Origin of the sequence: Streptomyces sp. UW30 (genome assembly GCF_008042075.1) — a bacterium.
GTDB lineage: Bacteria > Actinomycetota > Actinomycetes > Streptomycetales > Streptomycetaceae > Streptomyces.
This window is the reverse complement of sequence record NZ_RDBN01000037.1, coordinates 478,988-491,597: the sequence shown is the minus strand read 5'-3', so window position 1 is coordinate 491,597 and position 12,610 is coordinate 478,988. Positions and strand designations below refer to the sequence as shown.

Annotated in this window: 14 protein-coding genes; 4 read left to right on the top strand and 10 right to left on the bottom strand. The window is 72.0% G+C overall.

The features are described from left to right. The 4 genes from EAO75_RS20850 to EAO75_RS20835 all read left to right on the top strand — a co-directional run. Nucleotides 1–1,189 (top strand): ADP-ribosylglycohydrolase family protein (locus EAO75_RS20850; protein ID WP_147997993.1); only part of this gene is annotated, 1,189 nt, incomplete at its 5' end. Then, nucleotides 1,186–2,079: a ribokinase gene (gene rbsK, locus EAO75_RS20845; RefSeq protein ID WP_147996584.1), complete on the top strand. Its 894-nt coding sequence runs from the start codon at nucleotides 1,186–1,188 to the stop codon at nucleotides 2,077–2,079. The genes EAO75_RS20850 and rbsK, both read left to right, overlap by 4 nt. Next, nucleotides 2,076–3,275, top strand: coding sequence for a CaiB/BaiF CoA transferase family protein (locus EAO75_RS20840; RefSeq protein ID WP_147996583.1), 1,200 nt, complete (start codon nucleotides 2,076–2,078; stop codon nucleotides 3,273–3,275). Before rbsK ends, EAO75_RS20840 begins: the two co-directional genes overlap by 4 nt. After that, a complete protein-coding gene (locus tag EAO75_RS20835) occupies nucleotides 3,272–4,123 on the top strand; it encodes an HpcH/HpaI aldolase/citrate lyase family protein (RefSeq protein WP_147996582.1) in 852 nt (283 codons plus the stop codon). The genes EAO75_RS20840 and EAO75_RS20835 overlap by 4 nt, the downstream gene beginning before the upstream one ends. A gap of 57 nt (nucleotides 4,124–4,180) precedes the next feature. Here EAO75_RS20835 and lgt read toward each other — a convergent pair whose 3' ends face one another. From lgt to EAO75_RS20785, 10 genes are all read right to left on the bottom strand, one after another. Continuing rightward, a complete protein-coding gene (lgt, locus tag EAO75_RS20830; RefSeq protein WP_147996581.1) occupies nucleotides 4,181–5,188 on the bottom strand; it encodes a prolipoprotein diacylglyceryl transferase in 1,008 nt (335 codons plus the stop codon). Nucleotides 5,189–5,265: 77 nt separating this feature from the next. Beyond that, complete coding sequence (locus tag EAO75_RS20825) at nucleotides 5,266–6,039, bottom strand: DsbA family protein (protein ID WP_147996580.1); 774 nt, start codon at nucleotides 6,037–6,039, stop codon at nucleotides 5,266–5,268. Nucleotides 6,040–6,155: 116 nt separating this feature from the next. Next, nucleotides 6,156–6,974: a tryptophan synthase subunit alpha gene (trpA, locus tag EAO75_RS20820; protein WP_147996579.1), complete on the bottom strand. Its 819-nt coding sequence runs from the start codon at nucleotides 6,972–6,974 to the stop codon at nucleotides 6,156–6,158. Continuing rightward, nucleotides 6,971–8,257: a tryptophan synthase subunit beta gene (gene trpB, locus EAO75_RS20815; protein WP_147996578.1), complete on the bottom strand. Its 1,287-nt coding sequence runs from the start codon at nucleotides 8,255–8,257 to the stop codon at nucleotides 6,971–6,973. Before trpB ends, trpA begins: the two co-directional genes overlap by 4 nt. A gap of 70 nt (nucleotides 8,258–8,327) precedes the next feature. Continuing rightward, the gene (gene trpM / locus EAO75_RS48645) at nucleotides 8,328–8,534 is read right to left on the bottom strand and encodes a tryptophan biosynthesis modulator TrpM (protein ID WP_147996577.1); all 207 of its coding nucleotides are present in this window, start codon (nucleotides 8,532–8,534) and stop codon (nucleotides 8,328–8,330) included. A gap of 21 nt (nucleotides 8,535–8,555) precedes the next feature. Continuing rightward, the gene (gene trpC / locus EAO75_RS20805; protein ID WP_147996576.1) at nucleotides 8,556–9,365 is read right to left on the bottom strand and encodes an indole-3-glycerol phosphate synthase TrpC; all 810 of its coding nucleotides are present in this window, start codon (nucleotides 9,363–9,365) and stop codon (nucleotides 8,556–8,558) included. A gap of 134 nt (nucleotides 9,366–9,499) precedes the next feature. Beyond that, nucleotides 9,500–9,946, bottom strand: coding sequence for a DUF2752 domain-containing protein (locus EAO75_RS20800; protein ID WP_147996575.1), 447 nt, complete (start codon nucleotides 9,944–9,946; stop codon nucleotides 9,500–9,502). 78 nt (nucleotides 9,947–10,024) lie between these two features. Continuing rightward, nucleotides 10,025–10,276 carry an HGxxPAAW family protein gene (locus EAO75_RS20795; protein ID WP_147996574.1) on the bottom strand — a complete coding sequence of 84 codons (252 nt, stop codon included), beginning with the start codon at nucleotides 10,274–10,276 and terminating at the stop codon, nucleotides 10,025–10,027. 114 nt (nucleotides 10,277–10,390) lie between these two features. Next, nucleotides 10,391–11,035, bottom strand: a complete 645-nt coding sequence (locus tag EAO75_RS20790; protein ID WP_147996573.1) for a TIGR02234 family membrane protein — start codon at nucleotides 11,033–11,035, stop codon at nucleotides 10,391–10,393. An 81-nt stretch (nucleotides 11,036–11,116) separates the two neighbouring features. Next, nucleotides 11,117–12,604 carry an anthranilate synthase component I gene (locus EAO75_RS20785; protein WP_147996572.1) on the bottom strand — a complete coding sequence of 496 codons (1,488 nt, stop codon included), beginning with the start codon at nucleotides 12,602–12,604 and terminating at the stop codon, nucleotides 11,117–11,119. Nucleotides 12,605–12,610 lie beyond the last annotated feature (6 nt).

Sequence of the window (12,610 nt, the reverse complement as noted above, 5' to 3'; positions counted from 1 at the left end):
GGCCCCCACCGAGGCCCGCTACGAAGCCGCCTGGCTGGGCCGGGCGGTCGGCTGCCTCCTCGGCAAACCGGTCGAGAAGCTCCCCCTCGAAGCCATCCGGCAGCTGGCCGGATCCACCGGCAACTGGCCCCTCACCACGTACTTCACTGCCAGGGGAGTCCCCACGGACCTCCTCGCCGCCCACCCCTGGAACCGCCGCTCGGCGACAACCTCCCTCGCCGAGAACATCGACGGCATGCCCGAGGACGACGACCTCAACTACCCCCTCCTCAACCTCCTCCTGCTCAGGCGCCACGGCAAAGCGTTCACCACCACCGACGTGGCCCGCCTCTGGCTCGACGAACTCCCGGCCGGCCGCACGTTCACCGCCGAGCGCGTCGCGTACCGCAACCTCCTCCTCGGCATCGAACCCCCGCACACGGCCCGCCACCGCAACCCCTTCCGCGAATGGATCGGCGCCCTCATCCGCGCGGACGTCCACGGCTGGACCAACCCCGGCGACCCGGCCGCCGCAGCCGAACAGGCCCACCGCGACGCCACCCTCACCCACACCGCGGGCGGCGTCTACGCGGCGATGTTCACGGCGGCGGTCATCGCGCAGGCGGCGACGGCGACCGGCCCGCACGACATCCACACCTGCCTGCGCACCGGCCTCACAGTGATCCCCCCGAGCTCCCGCCTGGCCGGGGCGATCCACCACGCCATCCAACTCGCCCGCACACACGAGGACTTCGACACGGTCGTCGACGAACTCCACGCCACCCACGCGCACACCCACCACTGGGTCCACGCCCTCCCCAACACCGCCCTGATCGCCGCCGCCCTCACCCACGCGGACGGCGACTTCACCGGCTCCATCTGCCGTGCCGTGTCGGGAGGTTGGGACACCGACTCCAACGGCGCGACCGTGGGCAGCATCGCCGCCCGCGGTGTGGGTGAGGGTGGCGTCGCGGTGGGCCTGTTCGGCTGCGGCGGCCGGGTCGCCGGGGTTGGTCCAGCCGTGGACGTCCGCGCGGATGAGGGGCTCTACTCCCAGGAGTTCTACGCCCTCGCCCGCCGCGCCCTGACACCGCACGGCCGTCTCGCCACCTCTGTCGCCGACTTCAACGGCACCGGCTTCGACACGCTCGCCCGCCTGACGCATGAACTCGCCCACCAGCTCACCCCCTTGGAGGCCGCTCACCCATGACCGACATCGTCGTGCTCGGCAGCACGAACATGGACCTCGTCGCCTACGTCGAGAAGGCCCCCCAGCGCGGCGAGACAGTGACGGGCCGGGAGTTCCGTACGATCCCCGGCGGCAAGGGCGCGAACCAGGCGATCGCGGCGGCCCGTGCGGGCGGCAACGCCATGATGATCGGCGCCGTCGGCAACGACGCCTACGGCACCTACCTGCGCTCCACCCTCGAACACTCCGGCGTGGACACCGACGACCTCCGCACGGCCGAGGGCCCGTCCGGCACCGCACACATCGTCGTGGACGACGAGGGCGGCAACGCGATCGTCGTGATCCCCGGCGCGAACGCCACGCTCGACCACCTCAGCCCCGGCGACGAGGGAATCATCGCCGCCGCCGACACCCTGCTGCTCCAGCTGGAGATCCCGCTGGCCGCGGTGCTCGCCGGCGCCCAGGCGGCCCGCCGCCACGACGTCCGTACGGTCCTCACCCCGGCCCCCGCCCAGCCGCTCCCGGACGAACTCCTCGCCGCGATCGACCTGTTGGTCCCCAACGAGCACGAGGCCACCACCCTCACCGGCCGCACCGACCCCCGCGAGGCGGCCACCGCACTGCTGGACCAGGTACCCGAGGTGGTCGTCACCCTGGGCGCCGCCGGCAGCCTGTACGTCACCCGCGGCGCCGAACCCCTGGCCGTCCCCGCCCCGAAGGTCACGGCCGTCGACTCCACCGGCGCCGGCGACACCTTCGTCGGCGCCCTCGCGGTGGCGCTCGGCGAAGGCCGCCCCATGCCGGACGCCCTGAAGTGGGCGGCCGCGGCGGCCGCGCTGTCGGTCCAGCGGGAAGGCGCCTCGGTGTCGATGCCGTACCGCCCCGAGATCGACGAGGCGTACGCCTCATGAGCGCGCGTCCCCCCGCTCCCCTGGCCGGCCTGCGCGTCCTCGACCTGGCCACCCTCTTCGCGGGTCCCCTCGCCGCCACGATGCTCGGCGACTACGGCGCGGAGGTCGTCAAGGTCGAGCACCCCGAGAAGCCCGACCCCTCCCGCGGCCACGGCCCGTCGAAGGACGGCGTGGGCCTGTGGTGGAAGGTCCTCGGCCGCAACAAGCGCACGATCACCCTCAACCTCTCCAAGCCCGGCGGCCGCGCCACCCTCCTGCGCCTGGCCGCGACCGCCGACGTCGTCATCGAGAACTTCCGCCCCGGCACCCTGGAGAAATGGGACCTCGGCTGGCCGGAGCTGTCCGCCGCCAACTCCCGCCTGATCCTCACCCGCGTCACCGGCTTCGGCCAGTTCGGCCCCTACGCCCACCGCCCCGGCTTCGGCACCCTCGCCGAGGCGATGAGCGGCTTCGCGGCGCTCACCGGCGAACCGGACGCACCCCCGACGCTGCCGCCGTTCGGCCTGGCCGACTCCATCGCGGGCCTCGCGACCGCGTACGCCGTGATGACGGCACTGGCCGCCCGCGAGCGCACCGGCGAGGGCCAGGTCGTCGACATGGCGCTGATCGAGCCGATGCTGCTGGCGCTCGGCCCCCAGGCGACCTGGTACGACCAGCTCGGCTACGTCCAGGAACGCACCGGCAACCGCTCCGCCAACAACGCCCCGCGCAACACCTACCGCACCGCGGACGGCAGTTGGGTCGCCGTCTCGACCTCCGCCCAGTCGATCGCCGAGCGCGTGATGCACCTGGTGGGACGCCCCGAGCTGATCGACGAGCCGTGGTTCGCGACGGGCGCCGACCGGGCCCGCCACGCCGACGTCCTCGACCGGGCGGTCGGCGACTGGATCGCCCGCCACACCCGCGCCGACGTCCTCGCGGCCTTCGAGAAGGCGGAGGCGGCGGTGGCCCCGATCCAGGACGTACGGGATGTGATGACGGACCCCCAGTACGCGGCCCTGGACACGATCACCACCGTCGACGACCCCGAACTCGGCCCGCTGCGGATGCAGAACGTCCTCTTCCGGCTCTCCGCCACCCCCGGCACGATCCGCTGGACCGGCCGCCCGCACGGCGCGGACACCGACGAGATCCTCACCGACCTGGGCCTGACCCCCGCCGAACTGGCGACCCTGCGTGCGGAGGGCGCCTTGTGACGAGCCCGCCGAAGACCGCCCCGTACCCCCTGACCTGGCTGTACGCCCCCGGCGACCGCCCGGGTGTGGTGGCCGGGGCCCTGACGTCCGGCGCCGACATCGTCATCGTCGACCTGGAGGACGCCGTGGCGCCGGACCGCAAGGACTACGCCCGAGCGGCCACCATCGACCTGCTCTGCGAGCCGCGGCATCCCGTCCCGGTCCACGTTCGTGTGAACGCCCTGGACACTCCGCCGGGTGTGCGGGACCTCGCGGCGCTGGCCGCCCTCCCGGGCCTTGCCGCCCTGCGCCTGCCGAAGGTGACCTCCGCCGAACAGATCATCCATCTCGCCCAGACGACCCCGCCCTGCGCCCCGGGCACGACCCCGCTGCACGCCCTCCTGGAATCGGCCCTGGGCATCGAGCGCGCACACGCGATCGCCTCCGCCCACCCGACCCTCCAGGGGATCTCCCTCGGCGAGGCGGACCTACGCACCGACCTGGGCGTACGCGGCGACGCGGGCCTCGACTGGTCCCGCTCCCGCGTCATCGTGGCCGCGCGAGCGGCAGGCCTGCCCCCGCCGTCCCAGTCGATCCACCCGGACATCCGCGACCTGGAGGGCCTGGCGGCGTCCTGCGCCCACGGCCGCACCCTGGGCTTCCTGGGCCGCGCGGCCATCCACCCCCGCCAACTCCCGGTGATCGAACAGGCCTACCTCCCCACGGAGGCGGAACTCGAACACGCGGAGACGATCATCAAGGCGGCCACGACGGACCAGGGCGCCCAGGCCCTCCAGGACGGCACGTTCATCGACGCGGCGGTGGTGGCGGCGGCCCGGAGAACCCTGTCGCTGGCACGCCGTACCTGAGAAACGTCAGAGGGCGCCCGGTAGGACCGGGCGCCCTCATCGACGTACGACCGACCGTCAGCTCTTCTTCGCCGACTCGGCCTCGTCGCTCGGTTCCTTCTCGGCTTCGGAGTCCGACGCGTCAGCCTCGGCTTTCTCGCCTTCGGCCTTGTCCGTGTCGACCTTGTCCGTGTCGGCCTTGTCCGCGTCGGCCTTCCCGGCGTCGGCCTCGGTGCCGTCCTCGACCTCACCGTCGGCCTCACCGCCGGAAGCACCCGGCTCGACCACGGCCTCCCGGCCCGGCCGCTTCTTCGCCGACACCACGATGTACACCACCGCGAGCAGGAAGACGACCAGCGCGGTCCAGTTGTTCAGGCGCAGGCCCAGGAAGTGGTGGGCGTCGTCGACCCGCATGTACTCGACCCAGAACCGGCCCACGCAGTACGCGGCGACATACAGCGCGAACGCCCGCCCGTGGCCCAGCTTGAAGCGGCGGTCGGCCCAGATCACCAGCAGCGCGACACCGATGCACCACAGCGACTCGTACAGGAACGTCGGGTGGTACGTGCCCGGCACGCGCCCGTCCGTCGAGGACGTGATCTTCAGCGCCCACGGGAGGTCGGTCTGCCGGCCGTACAGCTCCTGGTTGAACCAGTTGCCCCAGCGGCCGATGGCCTGCGCGAAGGCGATTCCGGGGGCGACGGCGTCCGCGTACGCGGGCAGCGGGATCCCGCGGCGGCGGCAGCCGATCCACGCACCCAGCGCGCCCAGCGCGATGGCGCCCCAGATGCCGAGGCCGCCCTCCCAGATCTTGAAGGCGTCCACCCAGTCACGGCCCTCGCTGAAGTACAGCTCGTAGTCCGTGATCACGTGATAGAGGCGCCCGCCGACCAGTCCGAACGGGACGGCCCAGACCGCGATGTCGGCCACCGTGCCGGACCGCCCGCCTCTGGCGATCCAGCGTTTGTTGCCGAGCCAGACGGCTACGAAGACACCGATGATGATGCAGAAGGCGTAGCCGCGCAGCGGAATGGGACCGAGGTGGATCACCCCGCGCGACGGGCTGGGAATGTAGGCAAGTTCCATGGCAAGGTCGACGCTACCCTGCCGGGCGGCACCGATGTCAGGCAGCCCGGCTACGGGTCCATAACAGGGGGCCGCCCTCAGCCCTTGTCGGCTTCCTCCACCATCTGCTTCAGCTTGGCCGGAGTCATCGTCTGGTCCTGGTAGATGTTCTTGCCGTTGAGCAGGACCGTCGGCGTGCCGCTGAAGCCGCCGCTCTTGAACGCGTCGTTGGACTTCTCGACCCAGCTGTTGTGCGTGCCGTCCTCGACACATTTGCGGAAGGCGGGCGTGTCCAGGCCCTTGACCTTGCCCGCGAGCTCGAAGAGCTTGCTGTTCTTGGCGAAGGCGTCGTCGACCTCCGGCGGCTGGTTCTCGTACAGCACGTCGTGGTACTGCGTGAACTTGCCGGCGTCCTGGGCGCAGGCCGCCGCGTTCGCGGCGTTGCGCGAGCCCGTGCCGCCCATGTTGCCGTCGATGATCGTCGCCAGGTGGTATTCGACCCGGAGCTTTCCGGAGTCCGTCAGCTCGTGGATCGTCGACCTGTAGGCGTCCTCGAAGGACTTGCAGGCCGGGCAGCGGAAGTCCTCCCAGACCGTGAGCGTGGACTTTGCGTTCTCCTCGCCCACCGGGATCGCGAGCCCGTCCTTGCCCTGCGCTCCCGAGGGCCCCACGACCGGTCCCGCGTCGCTGCTGTCGTCCTTGCCGGCGTTCGCCGCGACGACTCCGATCACTGCCGCGAGTCCCAGCACGCAGACGACGCTCGCGCCCACGATCAGCGCGCGGCGCCGCTTGTCGGCCGCCTTCTGCTTCTCACGCTCGACCGCCAGCCGCTCCCGGGCGGTCCGCTTTCCGTCACGATTCTTTTCGCTCACACCCGCAGAACGAACCGGGGAGGCGCAGCGCGCCTCCCCGGTCCCAGGTCCACCCGTTCGAGCGACTCGTACGGAAGGCCCTTCTTCTGAAGATCCTTCACCCCTGAAGGTGTCGGCTACACCTGCCCGCGCACGCCCTTCGCCAGATCACCGGCGAGTGAGCGCACCGCTTCGATTCCGGCCGCGTCGTCCGGCGCGTCCAGCATCCGCTTCACGAAGGCCGAGCCGACGATCACGCCGTCCGCGAAACCGGCGACCTCGGCGGCCTGCTCGGCGTTGGAGACGCCGAGCCCGACGCAGACGGGCAGCTCGGTGCCGGTGGCCCGGGTGCGCTCGACCAGGTCCTGCGCCTGCGCGCCCACGGACGCGCGGGTGCCGGTGACGCCCATCAGCGAGGCGGCGTAGACGAAGCCGCTGCCGGCCGCGGTGATCCGGCCGAGCCGCTCGTCCTTGCTGCTCGGCGCCACGACGAAGACCGTCGCAAGCCCGTGCTTGTCGGCGTGCTCCCTCCACAGCGCCGACTCCTGGACGGGCAGGTCGGGCAGGATGCAGCCCGCGCCTCCCGCCTCGGCCAGCTCGGCGGTGAAGCGCTCGACGCCGTAGCGGTCGATGGGGTTCCAGTACGTCATCACGAGGATCGGCTTGCCGGTGGCCTCGTGCGCCTCGCGGACGGTACGCATGACATCCGCGATCTTGACCCCGCCCTTGAGAGCGATGTCGTCGGCGGTCTGGATGACGGGGCCGTCGAGGACGGGGTCGCTGTGCGGCAGACCGACCTCGACGACGTCCGCGCCCCCGTCGAGCGCGGCCTTGATCGCCTCGATGCCGCCGTCCACGGTCGGGAACCCGGCCGGGAGGTAGGCGATGAGCGCGGAGCGGCCCTCGGCCTTGGCGGCATGCAGGGTGTCCGTCAACAGCTGGATGTTCCCGCTCACTTGGCGTCCCCCTGGATCTCGGCGGCGCCACCATTGGCGTCGGCGGCCACCTCGGCGTCGGTGTCGTACAGGCCGAAGTAGCGCGCGGCCGTATCCATGTCCTTGTCACCGCGCCCGGACAGGTTGATGACGATCAGCCCGTCCTTGCCCAGCTCCCTACCGACCTCCAGCGCACCGGCCAGCGCGTGGGCGCTCTCGATCGCCGGGATGATGCCCTCGGTGCGCGACAGCAGGCGCAGGGCCTGCATCGCCGCGTCGTCGGTGACCGCGCGGTACTCGCCGCGACCGCTGTCCTTGAGGTAGGAGTGCTCCGGGCCGATGCCGGGGTAGTCCAGACCGGCCGAGATCGAGTACGGCTCGGTGATCTGGCCCTCGTCGTCCTGGAGGACGTAGGAGCGGGAGCCGTGCAGGATGCCGGGCTCGCCGGCGGTCAGGGTCGCCGCGTGCTCGCCGGTCTCGACGCCGTGCCCGGCGGGCTCGCAGCCGATGAGGCGTACGTCCGTGTCGGGGATGAAGGCATGGAAGAGGCCGATGGCGTTCGAGCCGCCGCCCACGCACGCGATGGCGGCGTCGGGGAGGCGTCCGGCGCGCTCCAGGAGCTGGCGCCGTGCCTCGACGCCGATGACGCGGTGGAAGTCGCGGACCATGGCGGGGAAGGGGTGCGGGCCGGCGACCGTACCGAAGAGGTAGTGCGTGTGGTCGACGTTGGCCACCCAGTCGCGGAACGCCTCGTTGATGGCGTCCTTCAACGTACGGCTGCCGGACTTCACGGCGATGACCTCGGCGCCGAGCATGCGCATCCGGGCCACGTTGAGAGCCTGGCGCTGGGTGTCGATCTCGCCCATGTAGATGGTGCATTCGAGGCCGAAGAGCGCACAGGCGGTGGCCGTGGCCACGCCGTGCTGGCCGGCGCCGGTCTCGGCGATCACGCGGGTCTTGCCCATGCGCTTGGTGAGCAGGGCCTGGCCGAGCACGTTGTTGATCTTGTGCGAGCCGGTGTGGTTGAGGTCCTCGCGCTTGAGGAACACGCGGGCGCCACCGGCGTGTTCGGCGAAGCGGGGCACCTCGGTGAGGGAGCTGGGGCGGCCGGTGTAGTTGACGAGCAGGTCGTCGAGCTCGCGGGCGAACTCGGGGTCGTGCTTGGCCTTGTCGTACTCGACGGCCACCTCGTCCACGGCGGCGACGAGGGCCTCCGGGATGAACTTGCCGCCGAACGCGCCGAAGTAGCCTTCGGCGCTGGGGACTTGACCCTCCGGGTCGGGGATGAAGAAGTCGCTGGGCATGCGGATACCTCACGGTGAGTGTGTGGAAAAAGACACTGTTCGCCGTGGGGGCGGAGCCTGTCGTACGACCTCAGGCCGTGTGTGGCCGGTCGCGCAGTTCCCCGCGCCCCTGAGGGGCGCGCTGCCATCGGCGGCCGTTTACCTGGCCCGGTTCGTCTCCGATGACGTATCGCACTCGGCGCCCGTGCACGCGGCGTGCCGGTGCGCGGCAGCCGCGAGGGCGGCAGCCGCGCGCGAGGCGGGCGTACCGGTCCACGGTTGTCACAGTGCGATTCATCGACGTAAGCCTAGCGGGTGATCAGCCGCGGCCGTGCCGGAGTGCGGGGTGTTCGCCCGCTGCCACCAGGTCGGCCACCGCGGTCTTCGGGTCCTTGCCCGTGACCAGGGACTCGCCGACCAGGACCGCGTCGGCGCCGGCGTTGGCGTAGGCGATGAGGTCGTGCGGGCCGCGGACGCCGGACTCGGCGATCTTGACGAGGCCGCTGGGGATCTCGGGCGCGACGCGCTCGAACGTCCCGCGGTCGACCTCCAGGGTCTTCAGGTTCCGCGCGTTGACGCCGATGATCTTCGCGCCCGCGTCCACGGCACGCTCGACCTCGTCCTCGTCGTGCACCTCGACCAGCGGGGTCAGGCCGATGGACACCGCGCGCTCGATCAGTGACTCCAGCGCCGACTGGTCGAGGGCCGCGACGATCAGCAGCGCGAGGTCGGCGCCGTACGCGCGGGCCTCCCACAGCTGGTACGACGTGACGATGAAGTCCTTGCGCAGGACCGGGATGTCGACGCTCGCGCGGACGGCCTCCAGGTCGGCGAGCGAGCCGCCGAAGCGGCGCTGTTCGGTGAGGACGGAGATGACGGCCGCGCCGCCCGCCTCGTAGTCCGCGGCGAGCCCCGCCGGGTCGGCGATCGCGGCCAGCGCGCCCTTGGAGGGGCTGGAGCGCTTGACCTCACAGATGACCTTGACGCCGTCGCCCTTGAGGGCGGCGACCCCGTCCTTGGCCGCGGGAGCCTTCGCCGCGCGCTCCTTGAGCTCGTCGAGGCTGACGCGCGCCTGCCGCTCCGCGAGGTCGGCACGGACTCCGTCGATGATCTCGTCGAGCACACTCACGCGAGCGGCCCCCTTTCAGACTGTGGAAGTGAAAGCGGTACGAAACAGGTGGTCACTGCGATGGTATCCGGAGCTGGGCGTAGGCCTCACATCCGGTTGACGCCGGTCCCAGTACCTGGACGTTCACCCGTTGATCAAGGGTGGAGCCAGCCACCGAACGGCAGGTTCCGGACAACGGTGAAGACCAGCAGCAACGCGCCCGCGGCCCACAGCTGCACCGGCCCGAGATCGATCCTCAGTGGCCGGCCGCGTACCGCGCGGACCACCCAGACGGTCCACACCACGGCGAAGACCGCGTAGCCGGCGACGGCCAGTGCGTTGTCCTGGAGCGCCGCCGCGAAGTCCCCGTGGACCACGGCGTGCGCGCTGCGCAGGCCGCCGCAGCCGGGGCAGTAGATACCGGTGACCTGCAGGAGCGGGCAGGCGGGGTAGTGGCCGGGTTCGTTCGGGTCCACGGCACCGACGTAGGCGAAGGCCCCGGCGACGGCCGCGAGCACGCCCGCGGGGACGGCCAGCCGCCCCCACACGGCGCCGGTACCGGGCTGTGTCACCCTCTGGCTGTCGGCGTTCACGTCATGCATTGTGCCCCGCACGCGCGTGAGGGGCGCCCCCGGGCACACATCGGTGCCGGGTCGCCCCTCAGCGAAGTCTTACGGCTGTCAGCCCTTGACGCCCGCCGCCTCGCGCTCCTGCGACATGAGCAGCGCCTTGTGGGCGTCCTTCGGCTGCCCCATGCCCATCGCGCTCATGACCCAGCCGATGACGCCGCCGAGGCCCACGACGCCCAGGCCGGCCCAGAAGCCCGCGGGCTGGTCGAGCACCATGAAGGCGCCCGAGACGCAGAAACCGATGAAGGCGATCGTGACACCGGTCCAGGCGGCCGGGGTGTGACCGTGGCTGCTGCCCGCCATTGCTTGCTCCTCGTTGCTGTGTACGGGTTGTACGTGGGTGAGCCGGTAGCTCGGTGTCATTGTCCCGCACGCGTGCGGCTGCGGTGATCGGGGGTCACGGCGCGCCCTGTGCGCTCAGGCTCCGGTCGGGTCCTCGCCCCGGTCGAGGGCCTTCCAGAGTTCCTCGGGCCGGTCGGGGTCGACGGCGGCCCGGGTCCTGCGGCGCGGCCGGGGTGTGCCGCCGCGCTCGTAGCGGCCGGACATGCCGGGCCAGAGCCGGCCGTAGCGCAGGGCCAGCAGTCCGGCGAGCAGGAGCAGGCCGCCGCCGACGGCCGCGACGTACGGCCAGGCGGTATGGGTGAGGGCGTCGACGGTGGCCGCGGTGTCGCCGGAGGCCCGCGCGGCCTTCTCGTCGAGCGCGGTGCTGTCGGAGGCGCCGAGCAGGGCGGCGGCGACGGTGCCGGCGCCGGAGAGCGCGAGCAGAGCGGCGACCATGAAGCGGCCTGCGCGGCGGACGGCGAAGACGGCGACGAGCGCGGCGAGTCCCACTATGGCCAGGGCCGCGGGGACGCCCGTGACGTCACTGCCCTTGGCGGTCAGGGGGAACGCGCCGCCCGCCACCGTGGCGGTGCCCTCCGACCAGCGCTGCCGGGTGGCGAGCAGCGCCACGGCCGCGCCGAGCGCCCCGCACAGCAGGGCTACGGCGAGGCTCATGCGGCCGGCCCGGGCGGAACCGGGGGCTTCGGAACGGGGGTGCGGTACGGCAGTCACGTACTCCACTATCACCCGAACCCCGGGCGATCAGTCACCCGGGGTGCATAGGAGACGGCCATGTCCCTGCGGACCCAGCCGTCACCGGGCTCACTTCAGCCGGTTCGCGGTGTGTACCGCACGCAGGACCGCCGCCGCCTTGTTCCGGCACTCGGTGTCCTCGGCGACCGGGTCCGAGTCGGCGACGATGCCCGCGCCCGCCTGGACGTAGGCCGTGCCGTCGCGCAGCAGGGCCGTACGGATGGCGATGGCGGTGTCGGAGTCGCCCGCGAAGTCGAGGTAGCCGACGCAGCCGCCGTACAGCCCGCGCCTGGACGGTTCGAGTTCGTCGATGATCTGCATCGCGCGGGGCTTGGGGGCGCCGGAGAGGGTGCCGGCCGGGAAGCAGGCCGTCAGGACGTCGAAGGCCGTGCGGCCCTGCGCGACGCGTCCGGTCACCGTCGAGACGATGTGCATCACGTGGGAGTACCGCTCGATGGACATGAAGTCGACGACCTCGACGGAACCCGGCTCGCAGACCCGCCCCAGGTCGTTGCGCCCGAGGTCGACCAGCATCAGGTGCTCGGCGCGCTCCTTGGGGTCGGCGAGCAGCTCGTCGGCGAGGGCCTGGTCCTCCTGCGGGGTCGCGCCGCGCCAGCGGGTGCCGGCGATGGGGTGGACCATGGCCCGGCCGTCCTCGACCTTCACCAGGGCCTCGGGGGACGAGCCGACGACGTCGAAGCCGTCGAACCGGAACAGGTACATGTACGGGGAGGGATTGGTCGCCCGCAGGACCCGGTAGACGTCCAACGCGCTCGCCGTGCACGGCGTTTCGAAGCGCTGGGAGGGCACCACCTGGAAGGCCTCGCCCGCGCGGATGCGCTCCTTGATGTCCTCGACGGCCTCCTGGAAGTCCTCGCCGCCCCACAGCGCGGTGTACTCGGGCAGCTCCGAGGGCGGCAGGACGGCCGGGGGCTGGGCCACCGGGCGGGAGAGGTCGGCCTCCATGGCGTCGAGGCGGGCGACCGCGTCGGCGTGGGCCTCGTCGACTCCGGTGTCGAGGTCGTTGTGGTTGATCGCGTTGGCGATCAGCAGGACGGAGCCCTCCCAGTGGTCCATGACGGCGAGGTCACTGGTGAGCAGCATGGTCAGCTCGGGCAGCCCCAGGTCGTCCCGCTCGCCGGGGCCGATCTTCTCCAGGCGGCGCACGATGTCGTAGCCGAGATAGCCGACCATGCCGCCGGTGAAGGGCGGCAGGCCCAGGTCGTGGGCGAGGTCGTGCGGGGTGTGCAGGGCCTCGATGGTGGCGCGCAGGGCGGCCAGCGGGTCGCCCTCGGCGGGGACGCCGACGGGCGGGGAGCCGAGCCAGTGGGCCTGCCCGTCGCGCTCGGTCAGCGTCGCCGCGGAACGGACGCCGACGAAGGAGTAGCGGGACCAGGAGCGGCCGTTCTCCGCGGACTCCAGCAGGAAGGTGCCGGAGCGCTCGGCTGCGAGCTTGCGGTAGAGCGCGACCGGGGTGTCGCCGTCGGCGAGGAGCTTGCGGGTGACGGGAATGACGCGGCGGTCGGTGGCCAGCTTGCGGAAGGTCTCGAGGTCCATGGCGGC